19 protein-coding genes are annotated in these 21,535 nt (G+C 43.1%); all 19 read right to left on the bottom strand.

The features are described from left to right. Window positions 1-63: 63 nt before the first annotated feature. The 19 genes from QM409_RS03875 to QM409_RS03965 all read right to left on the bottom strand — a co-directional run bounded on the left by QM409_RS03875 (window position 64) and on the right by QM409_RS03965 (window position 21,523). Window positions 64-1,434 carry an MATE family efflux transporter gene (locus QM409_RS03875; protein WP_060627463.1) on the bottom strand — a complete coding sequence of 457 codons (1,371 nt, stop codon included), beginning with the start codon at window positions 1,432-1,434 and terminating at the stop codon, window positions 64-66. A 114-nt stretch (window positions 1,435-1,548) separates the two neighbouring features. After that, window positions 1,549-2,715: a recombinase RecA gene (gene recA, locus QM409_RS03880; RefSeq protein ID WP_060627462.1), complete on the bottom strand. Its 1,167-nt coding sequence runs from the start codon at window positions 2,713-2,715 to the stop codon at window positions 1,549-1,551. A gap of 54 nt (window positions 2,716-2,769) precedes the next feature. Beyond that, the gene (locus QM409_RS03885; protein WP_261265893.1) at window positions 2,770-4,026 is read right to left on the bottom strand and encodes a competence/damage-inducible protein A; all 1,257 of its coding nucleotides are present in this window, start codon (window positions 4,024-4,026) and stop codon (window positions 2,770-2,772) included. 88 nt (window positions 4,027-4,114) lie between these two features. Next, window positions 4,115-5,167: a biofilm formation/cell division transcriptional regulator BrpA gene (gene brpA / locus QM409_RS03890; RefSeq protein WP_060627458.1), complete on the bottom strand. Its 1,053-nt coding sequence runs from the start codon at window positions 5,165-5,167 to the stop codon at window positions 4,115-4,117. Window positions 5,168-5,174: 7 nt separating this feature from the next. Beyond that, window positions 5,175-5,693: a GNAT family N-acetyltransferase gene (locus tag QM409_RS03895; RefSeq protein ID WP_060627456.1), complete on the bottom strand. Its 519-nt coding sequence runs from the start codon at window positions 5,691-5,693 to the stop codon at window positions 5,175-5,177. Beyond that, complete coding sequence (gene tsaE / locus QM409_RS03900; protein ID WP_414305338.1) at window positions 5,683-6,126, bottom strand: tRNA (adenosine(37)-N6)-threonylcarbamoyltransferase complex ATPase subunit type 1 TsaE; 444 nt, start codon at window positions 6,124-6,126, stop codon at window positions 5,683-5,685. Before tsaE ends, QM409_RS03895 begins: the two co-directional genes overlap by 11 nt. Before the next feature lie 95 nt (window positions 6,127-6,221). Continuing rightward, the gene (locus QM409_RS03905; RefSeq protein WP_049542585.1) at window positions 6,222-6,851 is read right to left on the bottom strand and encodes a hypothetical protein; all 630 of its coding nucleotides are present in this window, start codon (window positions 6,849-6,851) and stop codon (window positions 6,222-6,224) included. Between the two features lie 141 nt (window positions 6,852-6,992). Further along, complete coding sequence (gene ndk, locus QM409_RS03910; protein ID WP_153208818.1) at window positions 6,993-7,406, bottom strand: nucleoside-diphosphate kinase; 414 nt, start codon at window positions 7,404-7,406, stop codon at window positions 6,993-6,995. A gap of 108 nt (window positions 7,407-7,514) precedes the next feature. Beyond that, the gene (gene rpoC / locus QM409_RS03915; protein ID WP_414305337.1) at window positions 7,515-11,192 is read right to left on the bottom strand and encodes a DNA-directed RNA polymerase subunit beta'; all 3,678 of its coding nucleotides are present in this window, start codon (window positions 11,190-11,192) and stop codon (window positions 7,515-7,517) included. Between the two features lie 38 nt (window positions 11,193-11,230). After that, window positions 11,231-14,836: a DNA-directed RNA polymerase subunit beta gene (rpoB, locus tag QM409_RS03920; RefSeq protein ID WP_414310491.1), complete on the bottom strand. Its 3,606-nt coding sequence runs from the start codon at window positions 14,834-14,836 to the stop codon at window positions 11,231-11,233. 427 nt (window positions 14,837-15,263) lie between these two features. Then, a complete protein-coding gene (locus QM409_RS03925) occupies window positions 15,264-16,361 on the bottom strand; it encodes a nucleotidyltransferase (protein ID WP_414305600.1) in 1,098 nt (365 codons plus the stop codon). 9 nt (window positions 16,362-16,370) lie between these two features. Further along, entirely contained in the window at window positions 16,371-17,111 is a 741-nt protein-coding gene (locus QM409_RS03930) for a class I SAM-dependent methyltransferase (protein WP_338322409.1), read from the bottom strand. 110 nt (window positions 17,112-17,221) lie between these two features. Further along, window positions 17,222-17,575 carry a ribosome silencing factor gene (rsfS, locus tag QM409_RS03935; protein ID WP_049544803.1) on the bottom strand — a complete coding sequence of 118 codons (354 nt, stop codon included), beginning with the start codon at window positions 17,573-17,575 and terminating at the stop codon, window positions 17,222-17,224. A 13-nt stretch (window positions 17,576-17,588) separates the two neighbouring features. Next, window positions 17,589-18,089 carry a cysteine hydrolase family protein gene (locus tag QM409_RS03940; protein ID WP_261095633.1) on the bottom strand — a complete coding sequence of 167 codons (501 nt, stop codon included), beginning with the start codon at window positions 18,087-18,089 and terminating at the stop codon, window positions 17,589-17,591. Further along, window positions 18,090-18,683: a bis(5'-nucleosyl)-tetraphosphatase (symmetrical) YqeK gene (yqeK, locus tag QM409_RS03945; protein WP_045612186.1), complete on the bottom strand. Its 594-nt coding sequence runs from the start codon at window positions 18,681-18,683 to the stop codon at window positions 18,090-18,092. It lies immediately after the preceding gene. Then, the gene (locus QM409_RS03950; protein WP_084886755.1) at window positions 18,683-19,312 is read right to left on the bottom strand and encodes a nicotinate-nucleotide adenylyltransferase; all 630 of its coding nucleotides are present in this window, start codon (window positions 19,310-19,312) and stop codon (window positions 18,683-18,685) included. The genes yqeK and QM409_RS03950 overlap by 1 nt, the downstream gene beginning before the upstream one ends. 51 nt (window positions 19,313-19,363) lie before the next feature. Next, window positions 19,364-19,675 carry a ribosome assembly RNA-binding protein YhbY gene (yhbY, locus tag QM409_RS03955; RefSeq protein ID WP_084886757.1) on the bottom strand — a complete coding sequence of 104 codons (312 nt, stop codon included), beginning with the start codon at window positions 19,673-19,675 and terminating at the stop codon, window positions 19,364-19,366. A 211-nt stretch (window positions 19,676-19,886) separates the two neighbouring features. Next, entirely contained in the window at window positions 19,887-20,993 is a 1,107-nt protein-coding gene (gene yqeH / locus QM409_RS03960; RefSeq protein ID WP_261067189.1) for a ribosome biogenesis GTPase YqeH, read from the bottom strand. A 2-nt stretch (window positions 20,994-20,995) separates the two neighbouring features. Beyond that, window positions 20,996-21,523 (bottom strand): YqeG family HAD IIIA-type phosphatase, encoded by a 528-nt coding sequence (locus tag QM409_RS03965; RefSeq protein ID WP_033689233.1) that lies wholly within the window; start codon window positions 21,521-21,523, stop codon window positions 20,996-20,998. Window positions 21,524-21,535 lie beyond the last annotated feature (12 nt).

Here is a 21,535-nt window from a genome sequence, read left to right on the forward strand (position 1 = left end):
TTATTATAACACAAGTTTTTTCGATTTTCACTAGAGGAAATGGATTTTATTCAGCAAATCGAGCTATGATGACACTTTTGTTGCCAAGATGGCCTTACCTTCTTTTATCAAGGGGTGACGAAACAGTGAGAAATACAGTTGGATAGTCATGGCAACCCAGATAAGGGGTTCGCAAAGGATAACTCCCTTATAGCCCGCCCAAGGGATAATCAAGCACACAAAAGCAATTTTCCCAATTAGTTCGATAAAGCTAGAAACCAGAGGAAGGATTTTTTGCCCCAAGCCCTGCAAACAATTGCGATAAATTAACAAGAGACTCAAAATAGGATAAAAAGCTGAGCTGATTTGCAGATAGAGACTGCCATTTCCTACCAAGTAGCTATCCGTCGAACTAGCTAAGAAGGAAACCAAGGCTGGACTGGCAAAAAAGAGGAAGATACAAACAAAAACTGCCCAGGATATACTTAAACGACTGCCGATTCTAAGACCTTGGACAATGCGGTCTGGGCTCTTAGCACCTAAATTCTGCGAAGCAAAGGTCGTCATCGAAGCGGAAATAGCGGTCATGGGAAGAAGGGCGAAGGCCATAATGCGTCGAGCTGCTGTTTGAGCACTAATAATCACGGCTCCAAAGGTATTAACAGAAGACTGTAAAATCACACTACCAATGGACACAATTGAACTCATCAAGCCCATAGCCAAACCTTGCTCCAAGAGATCGGCGTATAAGGCCTTGTCCCATTTGAAATGCTTGAGTTGAGGGAGTAGCTCAGGCACACTCTTACGGATATAATAAAAGCAAAGAACCGCTGATAAACCCTGCGAAATGATGGTAGCAAGTCCCGCCGATTGAACTCCAAGATGCAATTGCGTAATAAAATAGAGATCCAGAACCACATTGACCAGAGCAGAGAAAATCAAAAAACCAAGCGCAGCCAGACTGTCCCCAATAGACCGCAACAAGCCTGCAAAAAGATTATAGGCAAAGCTGACACCAACACAGGTTACAATCATAGAAATATATTGATAAGACTGAGGAAGGATTTCTGCAGGAGTATCTAGGTATTGCAAGAGAGGATACAAACCAAGAAAGCCCAGCAGCATAACTACAACACTCAAAAGAGCACCTAAAATCCAGGTGGCTGCTACTGCTTCCTTAATTTTTATAAAATTCCGAGCCCCGTAATAACGGGCAATGACAATTCCCATGCCATTACCAACACCAAGAGTAAAACCTACAATCAGGTCAAAAATCGCTGTCGTCGCTCCTACTGCAGCCAAGGATTCTTGACCAAGAAATCGCCCAACAATCAAGACATCAGCAGTATTATAGAGCTGTTGAAAAATATTTGATAGCAAGATTGGAAAGGCAAAACTCAAAAGCGAGGGAAGAATCGGACCATGTATCAGGTCCACTGTTCGTTTTTTATTCATAAGGCTATTATATCAGCTTTCTAGAGGAGCGACAAGAAACAGCAAACTATAAATGATCTAAAAACTTGAATCAAAAACCAAAAAAGCAGTGGATTCCTCCACTACTTTGACAGCTTATTCTTCAATTTCGATTTCAAGCTCATCGCCTAGGTCAAGAGTTACTTCTTCATTCACAGAATCTGCTTGAACTGCTTCATCTTTTTTAGTTTCAACACCTTCTACAGAAGCTTCCTCTCCATCAATCAAACCAAATTGAACACGGACTTGATGGTCAATCTCATCAAAGACTTCTGGATTATCTGCCAAGTATTTCTTAGCATTTTCAGAACCTTGCCCAATTTTCTCATCCTTATAAGAATACCAAGCTCCTGCTTTTTTGATGATATCCAAATCGCTTGCGATCTTCAAAAGTTCACCAGTCTTAGAAATCCCTTCTCCGTACATGATTTCCACGAAGGCTTCCTTAAATGGTGGAGCCACCTTGTTTTTCACGACCTTAATCTTAGTTTCTTTACCGACGTTGGTGTCTTTTTGGTCACCAGTTCCCTTGATTTGCGTACTTCCACGAACATCCAAACGGACTGATGCGTAAAATTTCAGAGCACGTCCACCAGGAGTTGTTTCTGGATTTCCAAACATGACCCCAACTTTTTCACGTAATTGGTTGATAAAGATGGCAATTGTTTTGGTTTTATTGATAGAAGCACCTAGCTTACGCATGGCCTGGCTCATCATACGAGCCTGCAAACCAACGTGGCTATCTCCGATATCTCCATCAATTTCTGCACGAGGTACAAGGGCAGCAACTGAGTCGACCACGACAAGATCTACAGCACCTGAGTCAATCAATTTTCCTGCAATCTCAAGACCTTGCTCTCCTGAATCTGGTTGAGACAAGAGCAATTCGTCAATGTTGACACCAAGGGCCGCAGCATAAGCTGGATCGAGGGCATGTTCCGCATCGATAAAGGCTGCAATTCCACCTTCTTTTTGCGCTTGCGCAACTGCATGAAGAGCAACCGTTGTCTTACCAGATGACTCTGGTCCGTAGATTTCGATGATACGTCCCTTAGGATAACCACCTGAACCAAGGGCAATATCAAGAGCCAAGGAACCGGAGCTCATCACTTGCACCTTTTGCTCAGCACGTTCACCCAAACGCATGATTGAACCCTTACCAAAGTCTTTCTCAATCAATTTAAGAGCGTCATTCAAGGCTTTTTCACGTTCTGCCCCGAATTTTTTTGAAATTTCATCTAATTTTTTTGGTTTTTTCGCCATTCTATTCTCCTACATTCTAATGGTCCTCAGACCTATCTACTATTATATCAAAAGTTAGTCACTTAATAAAGCCTTGCGAACTAGGTTAAAGGCATGCATAACCGCAATGTGACGTACATCTGCTCGACTTCTACCTCCAATATTAACCTTGATGACCTTAGTTCCATGCTCCTGTGCCAAGCCTATGAAGACTGTTCCAGCCGGGTGTCCTTCGAGGCTATCTGGTCCTGCCACTCCAGTCAAACTAAGGCCAAAATCTGACTGGGTCTTGCTTCGTGCCTGCTCAGCCATCTTCTGAGCTGTAAATTCAGATACCACACCCTGTTCTTCCAAGTCCTTGACAGGAATATCCAACATCTTTGATTTTTCCTCCAGGCTATAGGTCACGAAACCACCCTTAAATATACTTGAAGCTCCTGAAAAATCCGCCACAGTAGCTTGGAAAAGCCCTGCCGTCAAACTCTCTGCAGCCGTGATAGTTTTCCCTTGTTTTTTCAGTTCTTCTACCACAATGCTGGCCAAGCTAGCCTCCTCTCCATAACCATAACAGAGGTCTCGTAAAGAAATTCCTTCGAAAGTCTGGCAGTCCAAGATTTGATTTCCCAAGATATCCAGCGCTTGATTCGCCTCTTCTTGACTGCTAGCCTTTGTTGACAGACGCAGAGTGACTTCTCCTGTCTTAGCATAAGGGGCCAAGGTCGGATCTGTTTGATTATCAATCAAATCAGCCAAAATCGTCACCAGCTGACTTTCGCCAATTCCAAAGAAACGAAGAACTCGGGAATACAACTTGCTCCCTGTCATCAACTTGGGTAGAAGTTGGTTTAAGACCATAGGTTTCAATTCACTTGGTGGACCTGGAAGGACGACATAGGTCACTCCATCGACTTCCAATATTCCTCCCACAGCCAGTCCTGTTTCGTTGGGCAGCGGAGTCGCTCCTTCTACAATTTGAGCTTGTCTTTCGTTATTCGATGTTCGGGCATAGTCTGGTCGCTGGGCAAAAAAGACATCCAACTTCTCCTGTGCCTGAGGATCGAAGACTAATGCTTTCCCTAAGAATTTAGCCAAAGTTTGTTTGGTCAAATCGTCCTCAGTTGGCCCCAAACCACCTGTTAAAATCACCAGATTGCTCCGTTGACTGGCAATTTCGAGCAAAGACAAGAGACGAGCTTCATTGTCTCCTACAGCCGTCTGAAAATATACGTCTACCCCAATCTCTGCTAGTTTTTCCGATAAAAACTGAGCATTGGTATTGACAATCTGCCCTGTCAAAATCTCTGTTCCAACAGCAATGATTTCTGCTTTCATGTTTCCTCCTACCTATCTATTCGTATTTTTTTGAAAAAATCGCAGGAAATTTCCCACGATTAATTTTTTATTTGTATTAAAAAACGAACTATTCTACTTCATTTGTTACAAAAACACCTTGTTGTTGATTCTCCCCATCACCAACAGGCACCCGTCCAAACAAATCTTCAAATAAGACAACATTTGTTTCAAGCTGAGTGACTTCTTCTTGCCCCAAAGAACGTCGCAGTATATTCTGCATTTCCAACATATGCTCTCTTGAAACAATCTGATAAGAAATACCTTGCAACATCTCTCCTTCGCCCTTTAATTGTTGAGATTCAATGGTTTTAAATGAATCTTTATAGCCCAACAAGCTTGGAATACTTTTCGCAGATAAATCAATATTAGTCTGCATATTAGTGCTTAAAGCTTTTAAGATAGACTGATAGTGACTAACGCTATTCAAACTAAGAACTTTTTCAACAACCTTTTGAATGACTTCACGCTGACGCTTCTGACGTCCGTAGTCTCCTTCTGGGTCTTGATAACGCATGCGGGAATAAACAAGCGCTTCTTCTCCATTTATTGTCTGTTCTCCAACACCAATAGAAATGGTGTTAAATTCTTCTTGGTCACTGATAGAAATTGGGAAACCTAGTGTATTATTAACCGTAATCCCCCCCACTGCATCTACCAATTGTTGCAATCCTTGCATATTAACCATAATGTAGCGATCGATATGGATATTCATCATCTTTTGAATGGTTGAAATAGCTAACTCTGCACCACCACCAGCATAGGCAGCGTTTAACTTCGCTTCCTCAATCTGGCCATCTTTATGCTGAATTTTAGTCAGGATGTCACGTTCCAAACTCAACATCATGGTTTTCTTAGTATGTGGATTCACCGTCAAGAGAATCATGGAATCACTATTTCCCTCCCAAGGGTCCGTTCGTTCCACGTTTCCAGTATCAACCCCCATCAAAAGAATCGTTAATGGTTCAGTCGCCTCAATAACATTGGTTTCTTCTCCAATTTTTTTATAGGTTTTTGATAAGGTTTGTGTACCTTGCTGATAAATAGTATAAGCAAAAACACCCACACCCAAAACCGTCACAGCTAGAAAAGCTAGCACCATTCCAATAATTTTTTTAACCATATTTCTATTAATCTATCAGCCTACCCATCAGGTAAACATCGATAAATTCCCCTTCTTCTATGTACGCACCGCGCTCTTGTCTACCTTCAATTACAAAGCCATGTTTTTGATATAGATAAACTGCAGCCTGATTACGAGTTTGGACAGTAAGTTGAAGTCGACGAAGAATGCCACTAGCCTGTGCCCATTCTATGACTTCTTCAAGTAACAAACTCCCCAGTCCATTATTCCAATACTTCTTACCAATCACAATAAAGAGATCTCCAATATGACGAACTCTCTTGCGTTGATCAGCTGTGATATTTACAAGACCAGCAATTTCATCATTCAGCAAGGCCAGTAAAGTGATTTGATTTTCCGAGTGAGCCTGTTTATCCAAAAACAACTCCATCTCAGTATCTGTCATCAAAATGCCATTCCTGTCCAGACTGGTAAAATCTGTTTCTACACTGACACGATTTAAAAATGTCACTAATTCAGCCGCATCACTAGGTTCTGCTTCTCTAATGAGCAATTCATACTCCATGTTGAAGCTCCTCTAAGAGTTTTTCTGCACGCAAACCCTTGGCTTTGAAGTTTAATCTGCGACCGTCTTCTTCTTTTAGAATTTCCAATTCTAAATAATTATCTGGCAAGGCATCACCTAAAAGATGTCCCCACTCGATGACAGTTACCCCACCACCAAAGAGAAACTCATCCAAATCAATAGAATCCGCATCTCCCTCAATACGATAAACATCTAGGTGGTAAAGCGGAAGACGACCTTCATACTCTCTTACGATAGTGTAGGTTGGACTCTTAATCATCTGGAAAATCTGTAACCCTTTAGCTAGACCTTTTGTAAAGGTCGTTTTGCCTGCTCCAAGTTCTCCAGTTAGAATTAAAACATCATTCTTTTCTAATAAGTAGCCCAAACGTTCACCTAAGGACTGTAACTCTTCTTCGTTTTTAGTGTACATATTTCTATTATACCAAAAAGTTGTCCTTTGTCGAGATATTATCTGTGAATTCCATATTATAAATTGTAAAACTAGAACTATCTCTTTTTTTGTTCTTAAAATAGAAACAGCAAGAAGACAACTAACAAGATATCTCTCATCAAATGACTGTAAAATGAAACTTCCCAGCGAATGACTTTTGGCACCAATAGTCCTAGAAATAGCATTCCCAAGGTAATATAAAAGGTCATGGATAATAGCATCCAAGGATTTCTGAGAAAGATTAGAATAGCTAGTCCACTAATAAAACACATTTCCTTCTTTCCCAAAATCTTTTTCAATCCATTTACATACTTCTGAATTGGTAGAAAAACTAACAAATCAATACCAAATAAGAAAAAGAAACTCGGAAGAAAGGCTTCCACAAATCCTTCTACGGATGTATTTCCTACAAGGATATGTTCTATGACAATTAAAGCTAAACCCAAAATGTTTACTAAGAGTAACAAAGTATACAAGAGTTGTTTCTTATCTGCTCTAAAAACTGAATAAGATTGATTTCGCTGTCCACTATAGTAGTTTAGCCCTGCACCAATACTGGCAAGGAGCAACATGCCAACTAAATAATAGAAGCAGTTTTGATTTAACATCAAGGCCCAAGTCGATAAACTTAAACAAGAACAGCTACTAAGACCAAAAAACGTCAGCAATAACAAAACACGAATTTGCTTTTTCATTTTTTCCATCATTCTTCCTCCCTACTTGCTCTTATTATAGGCTAGAAATTCTTACCATTGCTAAAATATTTCTCAACTGTCAGTTTTCTACTCTAAAATGCAAAAAAGTTTGATGCAAGTATCCCTTACATCAAACTTTTATTATTTCTCTTAAAACCAAAGAGCAATTTCTCGCTTAGCTGACTCTTCTGAATCTGAACCATGTACAACATTTTGGATAACCTCATTTTCTCCAGCAGCTTTTGCAAAATCACCTCGAATCGTTCCTGGTAAAGCTTCTTCTGGACGAGTTGCCCCCATCATAGTACGCCAAGTTTCGATTACTTTGGGGCCTGAAATGATACCCACAAGAACTGGGCCTGAAGTCATAAATTCACGAATCGGTGGGTAAAAACTTTGACCAACCAAGTCCTGATAGTGCTGGTCAATTAACTCTTCTGAAAGCTGTGAACGCAACTCCAATTTTTCGATTGTCAATCCACGTTGTTCGATACGTTTCAACACCTCACCCACTAATCCTCTTTTTACACCGTCTGGTTTAATGATAAAAAATGTTTGTTCCATACCCGTCTCCTTTGTCAGCTTCTTTCTTTTATTTTACCACATTTCATGGAAAAATGGAGAAAGTTTTCAGAAAAGAGAAAGAGAACCCGAAGGCTCTCTCATTCTCTCTTATTCTACTGTTTCTTCCACAGTTTCAACGGCAGTATCCACAACTACTTCTGTTATTTCTTCATCCCCTTCTTCCTCTACTGGAGGATTAAGGTATTCTTCTTCGTTGATAGCATGTGGTTCAAGGTTACGGTAACGGGCCATACCAGTACCTGCTGGGATGATCTTACCGATGATAACATTTTCTTTGAGTCCAAGGAGATGGTCTTTCTTACCACGGATGGCCGCATCTGTAAGGACACGAGTTGTTTCCTGGAAGGAAGCCGCTGACAAGAAACTGTTGGTTTCAAGTGAGGCTTTGGTGATTCCCATAAGAACTGGGCGACCAGTCGCTGGGACTCCACCTGCGATAAGAACATCTTTGTTAGCATCTGTAAAGTCGTTGATGTCCATGAGGGTACCCATGAGGAGGTCTGTGTCACCTGGATCCATGACACGAACTTTACGGATCATTTGACGAACCATTACCTCGATGTGTTTGTCACCGATTTCTACCCCTTGGCTACGGTAAACTTTTTGTACTTCACCGAGAAGGTAAGTTTCAACTGACAAGACATCACGAACAGCAAGGAGACGTTTTGGTTGGATAGAACCTTCTGTAAGAGCTGCACCGCGAGAGACTTGGTCTCCAACTTCAACACGCATACGGGCTGTAAATGGTACCACGTACTCACCTTCGCCAGTTTCACCCTTAACGAAGACTTTCTTAGTACGAGTTGACGCGTCTTCTTCGATGGCAGTAACTTGTCCTTTGACCTCTGTGATGACCGCTTCCCCTTTAGGATTGCGGGCTTCAAAGATTTCTTGGACACGAGGAAGACCCTGAGTGATATCGGTATTTGAGGCAACCCCACCCGTGTGGAAGGTACGCATTGTAAGCTGTGTACCAGGTTCCCCGATAGATTGGGCAGCGATTGTACCAACTGCTTCACCAACTTCAACCGCATCACCTGTCGCCAAGTTGATACCGTAACAGTGACGACAGACACCATGACGGGTGTTACATGTAAATACAGAGCGGATAGTCACTTCTTCCACACCAGCATTGACAATTTCACGCGCCTTGTCTTCTGTAATCAACTCATTTGGACCGATAATCACTGCACCAGTTTCTGGATGTTTAACAGTTTTCTTAGTGTAACGACCGTTGAGGCGTTCTTCGAGAGACTCGATCATCTCTTTTCCTTCTGCGATAGAACGGATCAAGAGACCACGGTCTGTTCCACAGTCGTCCTCACGGATGATAACGTCTTGGGCAACGTCAACCAAACGACGAGTCAAGTAACCTGAGTCGGCTGTCTTAAGGGCCGTATCGGTCATACCTTTACGGGCACCGTGAGTTGAGAAGAACATTTCGAGTACTGACAAACCTTCGCGGAAGTTTGAAAGGATTGGCAATTCCATGATACGTCCGTTCGGAGCAGCCATCAGACCACGCATACCGGCAAGCTGTGAGAAGTTTGAGATGTTACCACGGGCTCCAGAGTCCATCATCATAACGATTGGGTTCTTAGGATCTTGGTTGGCAACCAAACGTTTCTCCAATTTTTCACGAGCAGCACGCCATTCAGCTGTAACAGCGTTGTAGCGCTCGTCGTCTGTAATCATACCACGACGGAATTGTTTGGTGATTTGTTCTACACGTTTGTGTGATTCTTCGATGATTTCAGCCTTGTCTTCAACAACTGGGATATCGGCAATACCCACTGTCAAACCTGCAAGAGTTGAGTGGTGGTAACCGAGGTTCTTCATGCGGTCAAGTAGGGCAGAAGTTTCTGTCGTACGGAAACGTTTGAAGATTTCAGCGATGATATTCCCAAGATTTTTCTTCTTGAATGGAGGGTTGAGTTCAAGATTACTGATTGCTTCCTTGATATCTCCACCTAGTGGCAAGAAGTATTTAGCTGGAACACCTTCTGTTAAGTTGGCATTTGTTGGTTCTTGCAAGTAAGGCAGACCCTCTGGCATGATGTCATTGAAGAGGATTTTACCAACTGTTGTCAGCAAGACCTTGTGTTTTTGTTCTTCAGTCCAAGGTTTGTTGAGGCTATCTGTCGCGATACCAACACGTGAGTGGAGGTGAACATAACCATTACGGTAAGCCATAACCGCTTCGTCACGGTCTTTGAAGACCATTCCTTCCCCTTCACGACCAGCTTCTTCCATGGTCAAGTAGTAGTTACCCAAAACCATGTCCTGAGAAGGAGTAACAACTGGTTTACCATCTTTCGGGTTCAAGATATGCTCAGCAGCCAACATCAAGATACGAGCTTCTGCTTGAGCTTCTTCTGAAAGCGGTACGTGGATGGCCATTTGGTCCCCGTCAAAGTCGGCATTGTAGGCTTCACAGACAAGCGGGTGCAAGCGAAGGGCCTTACCATCAATCAAGACTGGCTCGAAGGCTTGGATACCCAAACGGTGAAGGGTAGGTGCGCGGTTCAAAAGCACTGGGTGTTCTTTGATCACTTCTTCAAGGATATCCCAGATGCGTTCGTCTCCACGTTCCACCAAGCGTTTAGCAGCTTTAACGTTTTGCACGATATCACGTGCAACGATTTCACGCATCACGAATGGCTTAAAGAGCTCAATCGCCATTTCACGTGGCACACCACATTGGTACATCTTAAGCGTTGGACCAACGGCGATAACGGAACGTCCTGAGAAGTCAACACGTTTACCGAGCAAGTTTTGACGGAAGCGTCCTTGTTTACCTTTAAGCATGTGGCTCAATGATTTCAGTGGACGGCTACCTGGTCCTGTGATTGGACGACCACGACGACCATTGTCAATCAAAGCGTCAACCGCTTCTTGAAGCATACGCTTCTCATTTTGAACGATGATACCTGGTGCATTCAACTCAAGCAAACGAGCCAAACGGTTGTTACGGTTGATAACACGGCGGTAAAGGTCATTCAAGTCAGATGAGGCAAAACGGCCACCATCCAACTGCAACATTGGACGAAGATCTGGTGGAATAACCGGAAGAATGTTGAGAATCATCCATTCAGGTTTATTTCCAGACTTGTAAAAGGCATCCAAAACATCCAAACGACGGATGGCTTTGACACGTTTTTGTCCAGTAGCTGTTTTCAACTCTTCTTTGAGTTCAGCAATTTCTTTTTCAAGATCTACTTGTTTCAAAAGGTCTTGGATGGCTTCGGCACCCATCTTGGCAACGAATGATCCATAACCATACTCACGCAAACGCTCACGGTATTCGCGCTCTGTCATGATAGACTTGTGCTCAAGTGGTGTATCCTTAGGATCAATCACCACATAAGCCGCAAAGTAGATAACTTCCTCGAGGGCACGAGGGCTCATATCAAGGGTCAAGCCCATACGGCTTGGAATCCCCTTGAAGTACCAGATGTGAGATACAGGAGCTTTCAACTCAATGTGCCCCATACGCTCACGACGAACTTTTGTGCGCGTTACTTCAACCCCACAACGGTCACAAACAATTCCTCTGTAACGAATGCGTTTGTACTTACCACAAGCACATTCCCAGTCTTTTGTAGGACCAAAGATAACTTCATCAAAGAGCCCTTCACGTTCTGGTTTTAAGGTACGGTAATTGATTGTTTCAGGTTTTTTGACTTCTCCATAAGACCATGAACGGACTTTACTTGGAGAAGCTAGGGTGATTTGCATACTTTTAAAACGATTTACATCAACCACTATTTCTTCCCTTTCTATTCTAAGTGAACTGCTTTTTCTTACTCAGCAGCTTCTTCTGTTGCTTCCGCTTTTGTTGCTTTCTCAGCTTCTTCAGCTTCAAAGGCTGCTTTAGCCTCTTGTGCTGCTTTTTCGCGGGCTTTTTCAAGGTCATCTACGTGGATGACATCTTCGTCCATTCCTTCATCCAAGTCACGAAGTTCCACTTCTTGGTCATCTTCGTCTAGGACACGCATGTCAAGACCAAGAGATTGCAATTCTTTGACAAGAACTCGGAAGGATTCTGGAACACCTGGTTTTGGAATTGGTTTTCCTTTTGTAATGGCTTCATAAGCTTTCAGACGTCCGTTGATATCGTCAGACTTGTAAGTCAAGATTTCTTGAAGGACATTTGACGCACCGTAGGCTTCAAGAGCCCAAACCTCCATCTCACCGAAACGTTGTCCACCAAACTGAGCTTTACCTCCGAGTGGTTGTTGAGTAACGGTTGAGTAAGGTCCGACTGAACGCGCGTGCAATTTATCATCAACCATGTGGTGGAGTTTGATCATGTACATGACTCCGACAGAAACACGGTTATCAAATGGTTCACCAGTACGTCCATCGTAAAGGATCGTTTTGGCATCGCTATCCATACCAGCTTCTTTAACAGTTGACCAAAGGTCTTCAGAACTTGCTCCGTCAAAGACTGGTGTCGCGATGTGAATACCAAGAGTACGAGCAGCCATACCAAGGTGGAGCTCCATAACCTGACCTATATTCATACGTGATGGCACCCCAAGTGGGTTCAACATGATATCGACTGGAGTTCCATCTGGAAGGTAAGGCATGTCTTCTACAGGAACGATACGAGAGACAACCCCTTTGTTTCCGTGACGTCCAGCCATCTTATCTCCGACCTTGATCTTACGTTTTTGAGCGATGTAGACGCGAACCAGCATGTTCACACCTGATTGCAACTCATCTCCATTTGCACGTGTAAAGATCTTGACATCGCGAACGACACCATCGGCACCGTGTGGTACACGAAGAGAAGTGTCACGTACTTCACGAGATTTATCACCGAAGATAGCGTGCAAGAGACGTTCTTCAGCTGAAAGGTCTTTCTCACCCTTAGGTGTTACTTTACCTACAAGAATATCGCCTTCTTTAACCTCAGCACCGATACGGATAATTCCCATTTCGTCAAGGTCTTTAAGAGCATCTTCCCCAACGTTTGGAATTTCGCGAGTGATTTCTTCAGGCCCAAGCTTTGTATCGCGTGTTTCTGATTCGTATTCTTCAAGGTGAACAGATGTATAAACATCGTCTTTCACCAAGCGTTCGCTCATGATAACGGCATCCTCGAAGTTGTAACCTTCCCAAGTCATGTAGGCAACGATTGGGTTTTGTCCAAGCGCCATTTCCCCATTTTCCATAGAAGGTCCGTCAGCGATAAAGTCGCCTTTTTCAACGACATCGCCAACTTTAACAAGCGTACGTTGGTTATAGGCAGTACCTGAGTTTGAACGACGGAATTTTTGGATGTGGTAAACATCTAGCGAACCATCTTCACGGCGTACTTCTACCTTATCAGCATCTGCGTAAGTAACTTTACCATCATACTGAGCAATCACAGCCGCTCCAGAATCGTGGGCTGCTTGGTATTCCATACCAGTACCAACGTAAGGTGCTTTAGGATCAATCAAAGGCACAGCCTGACGTTGCATGTTGGCTCCCATGAGGGCACGGTTGGAGTCATCGTTTTCCAAGAAAGGAATACATGCTGTCGCAACGGCAACTACCTGTTTTGGTGATACGTCCATGTAGTCAACAACATTAGCTGGATACTCTTGGTTGACCCCTTGGTGACGTCCCATGACAACTTTTTCAGCAAAGGTTCCATCTTCATTAAGACGAGAGTTGGCCTGCGCTACAGTGAATTCATCTTCTTCATCGGCTGTCAACCAAACGATTTCGTTGGTAACAACACCTGTTTCACGGTCAACCTTACGGTATGGTGTTTGAACAAAACCATACTTGTTCAAGTGTCCGTAAGATGACAAGTTATTGATCAAACCGATGTTAGGTCCTTCAGGTGTCTCGATTGGACACATACGACCGTAGTGAGTGTAGTGCACGTCACGTACTTCATATCCAGCACGGTCACGTGTCAAACCACCAGGTCCTAAGGCTGACAAACGGCGTTTGTGAGACAACTCAGAAAGCGGGTTGTGTTGGTCCATGAACTGTGACAACTGTGATGAACCAAAGAATTCTTTAACCGCAGCTGTTACAGGACGGATATTGATAATTTGTTGTGGTGTCAAGACTTCGTTATCCTGGACAGACATACGTTCACGGACATTACGTTCCATACGAGAAAGTCCAAGGCGTACTTGGTTGGCAAGCAATTCACCAACCGCGCGGATACGGCGGTTTCCAAGGTGGTCGATATCATCTACACGGCCAAGTCCTTCAGCCAAGTTGAGGAAGTAGCTCATCTCAGCAAGGATATCTGCAGGAGTGACTATACGAACCTTGTCATCTGGATTAGCATTACCGATGATAGTTACGACGCGGTCTGGATCAGTTGGTGCAACAACCTTGAATTTTTGAAGAACAACTGGCTCAGTCACAACGGCTGCATCATTTGGAATGTAAACAATCTTGTTCAAATCACCATCCAAATGGCTTTCAATACTTTCAATCACGCTACGAGTCATGATTGTTCCAGCTTCTACCAAGATTTCTCCTGTTTCAGGATCTACCAATGGCTCTGCAATGGTTTGGTTGAGCAAACGTGTTTTAACATTGAGTTTTTTATTGATTTTGTAACGACCAACTGCTGCTAGATCATAGCGACGTGGATCAAAGAAACGAGCCACAAGCAAGCTACGTGAGCTTTCAGCAGTCTTAGGCTCACCCGGACGAAGTCGTTCGTAAATTTCTTTCAAAGCTTCGTCTGTACGAGAGTCCATTGGGTTCTTGTGAATATCTTTTTCAACAGTGTTGCGAACCAATTCGCTATCACCAAAGATATCAAAGATTTCATCATCACCTGAGAAACCAAGAGCACGAACCAAGGTCGTAAATGGAATCTTACGAGTACGGTCGATACGAGTGTAGGCAATATCTTTTGAGTCGCTTTCAAGTTCCAACCAAGCTCCACGGTTAGGGATAACAGTTGAACCGTAACCCACTTTACCGTTTTTATCTACTTTGTCATTAAAGTAAACACCTGGCGAACGAACCAACTGCGAAACGATGATACGTTCACCACCATTGATGATGAAAGTGCCCATTTCTGTCATGATTGGGAAATCACCAAAGAAAACTTCTTGGGTCTTGATTTCGCCTGTTTCTTTATTGATCAAGCGGAAGGTTACAAAAATTGGTGCTGAGTAGCTAGCATCGTGAATACGAGCTTCTTCTAGCGTGTATTTTGGTTCCTTGATTTCATATCCAACAAATTCCAACTCCATTGTGTCTGTGAAGTTTGAAATTGGCAATACATCTTCAAATACTTCCTTCAAACCGTGGTCTAGGAAATCTTTGAATGAGTCAGTTTGAATTTCAATCAAATTTGGTAAGTCAAGAACTTCTTTGATTCTTGAAAAACTACGACGGGTACGATGTTTCCCGTATTGAACGTCATGTCCTGCCAAGATGATTCTCCTTTGTAAATAAGTTCCAAGCCTTGTCAATCAGGCTTTTCTAATCGTCATATGGTTTTAAAAACCCCTATCACCGTGTCCTTTGGGCGAATTTTCAGAATCTTTAAGTCTTTGTTACAAATGCTCAAAATCATGAAAAAAAGCACAAAAAGAGCAGCTAAATCTGACTTTTTCAGAAGATTTAACTGCTGTGAGCCTTGTCTGGACAATATTTCAGACAAAACCTACGACAAATGATTACTCATATTATACCCTATTTAGCTAGATTTTTCAAGGGATTCTGTAGATTTTTGGTAAATTTTTTTCCTATAAAAAATTGAATATAGGACACAATCGCTAAAATAAAATTGTTAAATCTTTGTTGATTAGAAACAGTTGTTTAGTAGAGATTTGAGAAAAAGCCTACCTTTCAGTAGACTTAGTTTGTTTCTATTCTAATCGGCACTCTTCCAAAATTTTGCTCTGCTATACCTGGATTTCCCAATTGATAAATCTGGTCTGCCTTTTGCGTCATGCTATCCCAAGGCTCTTTACCTATGCGGCTGACTAGATGTACCTGCCCTTTCAGAGATTTGAGATGTTGTCTACCTTTTTCGGTAAAACCAAGAATATGAATCCCTTCTGGCAAGTCACTTTCTATGGCCTGCACCAAGATATAGGTCAAAAGGCGTCTGACACGCGCCTTGGTGTAACGTTTGGTAGTCACTAACTCGACCAATTCTTCCACAGACTGGGCTTTTTTGATAGCTTCCTTGATGCGCACTGCCATTTCTTGATTGACCTGATAGATAGTGGTTAGGTCTGGATTGGACAAGATTTGATAGCGGAGCAAGGGATAATAGTCATCCCAACTCACCTTACTGGCCTGCTCAAATAGGGCAACAGAAGGCATAAAGCGTTCTAGGAAATCTTGGTCCTTCTGGTGCTGACGAAGAGCTGTCGCCGAGGCAAAGTCCACATTTTTATCCACAGAATGGTAACCAGCCCCCTGACGCTGAATCGGATGCAACTTGATGTTTCGTCCTGCAACCGCCTTGGCATAAGCAAGAGCAAGGACATGATTGGGCGTATTGCCTGAAAAATCAAGACCAGCAAATTCCTTCCACATGACCTGAGTTTTCTGAGGATAAGAGAGGGAATCAGACAGATTTTCCACAAATTCCTCCATCTCAGCACCTTTCTCTGTGTATAAATCAGCGATTTTCTGGTAATCCAGAACTTCCTCCGTCCCAAAGGCTAAGTTATCAATCCCTAACTGAGCTAAGATATCCACAGCTCCTTGACCAAAGAAATCTGCTGCTTGAACACTGACTAAAAATGGCAATTCCACTACCAAGTCTGCGCCATTTTCCAGTGCCATCTGGGCCCTTGTCCACTTATCCACAATAGCAGGCTCGCCTCTCTGCATGAAATTCCCAGACATGGCAACAATTTTCAGCCCCTCTGCCTGATCCAGCAGGTATTTATGGCCATTATGAAAAGGATTGAACTCCGCGATAATACCTGTGATGGTCATGCTAATCTCCTACTTCTGCGCCACAAAAAACCAACGGGTACTGGTTTCTGTTGGCTCCTTGTCTTCAAAGTCTGCATAGAGTTTGAAAGATTTAAAACCAGCCAGTTCCAGCAAGATATCATAGGTCAGAACCTCATAAGTCCGCTCCTCATGCACTTCATCGTGGCGACTAAAGGAACCGTCCGCCTCCTTGATAAAAAAGGTCAACTCATGCACGATGGAGTGAGGAGCCGCGTCCTCGTAGGTATCCCATAGCATGGCAAAATCTTCCGCATTTTCATGGTAGGAATAGCCTGGAAAAACTTCATCTGTCTGGTAGGTCGAATGCACATCAAAGATGAAGATGCCATCTTCGTTGAGAGCATTATAGACTTCCTTAAAGACGTCCCCTACTTCCACCTCATCCTGCATATAGCAGATAGAGTCCGAATAACACGTGACAAAATCATATTGACCTGACTTGGACAAATCCAGCATATTGCCTTCAATAAATTCAATCTTTTGCTTGGCTGAAGCCGCTCTCTTTTCGGCAATCTTCAACATATCCGCACTCAAATCAAGACCAGTCACATCAAAACCAGCCTGAGAGAAGCGTACAGATTGAATTCCTGTCCCACAAGCCAGTTCCAAGAGTTTCTTTCTCTCCTTGGTCTTAGGCAAATGACGAAGCGAAAAATCCGTCCATCTATCGTATAAACTGTCGTCCATGACCGCATCGTAAACAGCCGCAAAAGTTTCATAAGTTGCCATAATCATGATACCAAGAGCGTCAATGGCAAACACCACTCGCCCTTTACCTTTCTATCAATTTTTCTAAAATAAGCAAATAAAACCCAGTTGACTACAACTGAGTTCATCTTCTAAGCAAGAGCTTCTGAAATATCTACTGAATTTGCCTCATGCCATAGCTTTTCTAGGTTATAGTGGGCACGCATTTCTTCTGAGAAGATATGCACAACAACAGCACCGAGGTCCAGCAAGACCCAGCCTCCAGCTGCATCGCCTTCTACATGACTTCCTTTAAAGCCTGCTTCAGCTACTTTTTCACGGATATTGTCAGCGATAGCGTCCAACTGACGGCTATTCATCGAGCTAGTAATAACAAAGTAGTCAGTCACACTGGTTAAATCTTGTACATCAAGTGCGAGGATATCCTCCGCACGTTTCTCATCAGCCGCTTTCACGACTAGTTCTAGTAATTCTTTTTCGTTCATTTAATCCTCTTTTTTAGAAAATATGTTTGTAATCTAGGACATCTGCAAAGCGCTCCTCCCAAATGTCCTCATAAAATTCATTAATCGTTTCTGCTGGAATATCATCCCCATCAAACGTTGTGCAAGTTCCTTCTGGAATAATAAGCTGATAGCCATATTCAAAGGCAACCTTGACAGAGGTATCCACACAATATTCTGTCTGCATACCACATAAAACTAATTTTTCAATCCCCTGTTTATCCAAGTATTCTTTTAAACCAGTTTCTTTGAAAATACTGTTATACTTCTTCTGAAAGACCTTTTCATTAGGTTTTCGATTTAAAAGTCCAGATATCTGCCAATCTTCTGATGTTTGAGCTTCAGAATCCTCAATATGTTGAACATAGATAATTTCGATATTCTTGCTTCTAGCCTGGTTTTGTAAATAAGAAATTTTTTCCAATAGACTATTTGTCTGAAAACCGGTTTCCACTAAAATATTCTGAACATCAATGATTATAAAAGCCGTCTTCATTTAGTCCTCTTTCAAATAGTGCACAAAGGCGTTATAGGTTTCAAGGGTTTGGGGATAGATTGGGAATCCCTGATGAGCTAGATGTTCCACGGTACGAGCTGTTTCGTAGGCCACCGCCTTATTAAGCGATAGACTCGCAATCTCACGCGCTACATCTACTCCAGGAAAGGCACGATTGTGCTCTATATAGTCTGCGACATAGATAACCTTGTCTAGGTCTGTCATCTGAGCCGCCCCGACTGTATGGATTTCAATAGCTCGCAGGATTTCAGAATCATGCAAATTCAAATCTTCCTGAATCTTGTAGATGCCAACCATGCCATGCCAGACATTATTGCCCCAGTTCTTGAGGTCAGGATCTAGCTGATGACGGTCAATCAAATCCAGAAATTCCTGATCTGACAGCTTTTTAGCATAGTCATGAAGAAGGCCTGCAAGACCTGCTTTCTCGACATCGACTCCAAAGCGCTGAGCCAGTTCTATGGCTGCACGCTCCACACCCAAACAATGGGTTAAGCGTTTTTCAGGCAGAAGCTCTGCCATTTTTTCCAACAAAGCCTCGCGAGAGCAGTTGATATAGTCTTGATAGGCCATCAGTAGAGCCCCTCCTTCTCGATGTAGTCTAGCACAGGCTGAGGCAGGAGAAAGTTGGGTTTCCGACCTTGGGCAAGGAAGTCACGCACCATACTAGACGAGATATCCATGAGAGGCACATCCACCCAGATAACGGGATAGGAAGTCCCTGCCTTGTAGCGTGGGCGCTGAACCCCTACAAACTGAACCATGTCAACCAATTCATCAATTCGGTACCACTTGGGCAGATAGTCTACCATGTCGGCACCGATGATAAAGTAATAATCTGTATCTGGATTCTTCTCAGTTAGAAGCTTCATGGTGTCGTAGGTATAAGAAATGCCCTTGCGCTCTAGCTCGATTGTTTCAATGTCCAGACCTTCAATCCCCTCAATCGCCAATTCAAGCATCTTGAGACGATGGTGTTCAGGGATGGTTTCCTTTTTATCTACGTGAGGAGGTTGGTACTCAGGCATGAGCAAAACTTGATCCAGTCCTAACTGCTGGCGTACTTGGTCCGCAACGATGAGATGGGCATTGTGAACAGGGTTAAAATTCCCCCCTAAAATCCCGACTTGTTTGCGTTTTTTCTCCTTGATTTCTGGCTCCAACTCTACCTTGGTAAAGGGAGTCAATAGTTCGATTGCCATAGGCTAGTCTCCTTTATTTCTCTGTAAAAACAGTTGTTTGGAGTATGGGGGTCAAATTTCTTTGACTTTCTTAGAAATCTTGCAATTTTCTTTCTTGCTGGATTGTTTAAACAAGATTAAGATGCGTCCAATCTTTTGGACAGTATCCACACCGATTTCTTCTTCCAAGATTTCAGCTACTTCGTGGATATTTTCATCTGTGTTTTGCAAGAGCGTTACTTTAATCAATTCGCGGGCGTCAAGAGCCTGACGGACACTGGTTTTGATTTGGTCGTTAAGTCCATTTTTCCCGATTTGGATGATGGGTTTGAGGGTGTGTGCCTGACTGTTGAGGAAGGCACGTTGTTTTGATGTTAATGACATAATTTCTTCCTTATTTTTTGATAGTTATTTTAGGTAGTGAGGGACGGTCGGAACTAATTTTCCAAAGATCTCATCTTTGAAAAATGGATTTCCTGACCTCACAATTGAGCCTAGGTCTCAATTGTGCCCCTTGCCAATCTAACGATTGGCAAGACACCACGGCAATAACTATCGCTATATGAGCTCACTTTGTTCGCTCAGCGATTTTGTTTTAAATAATTGCTTTTCGCGTGACGACTGCGACGCCTTCTGGTGCCCAGACGGCGACTTTGGCGGTGCCTGTTACGCGGATCCAGCCGAGTCCAGAGATGACTAGGTCTGTCTTGTCCTTGATGGTAAATACATGCTCAACCAGTTTAGGAAAATCTTCTTTTTCCTTACTATTTGGTGGTGTTAGAAGGTTTCCAAGATGCTTATCGTAGAAAGCACTAGCGCCTTCAAGCTTGGTACGATGGAGTTTCAATTCGTTGTCAAAGAAGGCTGTGAAACCTTGCTTCTCACCTGCAATAAAGTCAAAGCGTCCGAGACCACCTAGAAACAGGGTTTGTTCAGGATTGAGCTGATAGGTTTTAGGCTTGATTTCCTTTTTGGGGCTGACATACTTGAGGTTTTTGGCCGTCAAGTAGTGAGCCATCTGGTGACGGTGGATAATCCCCGGTGTGTCGTAGATATAAGATCCGTCGTCAAGCGGAATCTCAATCTTGTCCAAGGTTGTCCCTGGGAAGCGCGAAGTCGTAATGACATTCTGATCACCCGTGATTTCTTGGATAATAGCATTGATAAGAGTTGATTTTCCAACATTGGTTACACCGACCACATAGACATCGCGGCCCTTACGGTAGTGTTCAATCTTGTCAATGACTTCCTTAATGGCATGTTTGTTTTGTGCCGAAGTTAGGACGACATCGACTGGACGAAGTCCTTCTTCGTGGGCACGTTCCATGAGCCACTGGCTAATCTTGCCTGGTTTAACTGACTTAGGGAGGATATCTTTTTTATTTCCTACCAAGAGGACATCATTGCCTGAGACAAAACGTGGCAAGCCTGGGATAACAGAGCCATTAAAATCAAAGATATCAATGACATTGACCACTAAGGCATCACTGTCTCCCACCTCGTGCAAGAGCTTGAGGAAATCATCGTCCGTCAACTGGACATCCGTGATTTCATTGTAGTGGCGGAGACGGAAACAGCGTTGGCAATAGACTTCGCCCGTCTCCAAACCTTTTTCAAGTGCCGACTGTGGAGTAAATCCAAGACCAGCCTTGTCTGTCGTCTGAATGGTTGCTCCGCAACCAATACAGAGAATTTCTTCCATAGTTAAATTCCTTTTTTATATGTAATCGGTCCGTACTTTTCAGTGATTTTTCGCATCACACGACGCTCACGAGCTCGGTTAATCTGCGTTTTGATCGAGTCATGTTGGACCAAGGGTTTGACTAAAATCGAGCGAATGCCTGCACGGTGGGCTGCTCGTATATCTGTCATGAGCTGGTCGCCAACCATGACCACTTCACTTTTCTCATAATGAAATTCCTTCATGGCACGGTCAATCCCAAATGTGAAGGGCTTCAGAGCCCAATAAACGTAGTCAATCCCAAATTTCTCAACTGCTCGTTGGACGCGTTTTTTAGTGTTATTTGATACCACAATGATGCGAATGCCCGCGTCCCGAAGATCATGTAGCCATTGCTTCATCTCTGGCGTCCCGTCAGGGTTGTTCCAAGCAATGAGGGTATTGTCCAAATCGACCAAAACAGCCTTGATTCCATGCGCCTGCAGGCTTGGGACTGTCAGATCATAGACTGCTTCCACAGCAAAGTCTGGCATGTAGTTTTCAATCACCATTTTGGCTCCTTT

This window comes from Streptococcus mitis (genome assembly GCF_047465045.1).
Taxonomy (GTDB): Bacteria; Bacillota; Bacilli; order Lactobacillales; family Streptococcaceae; genus Streptococcus; species Streptococcus mitis_DT.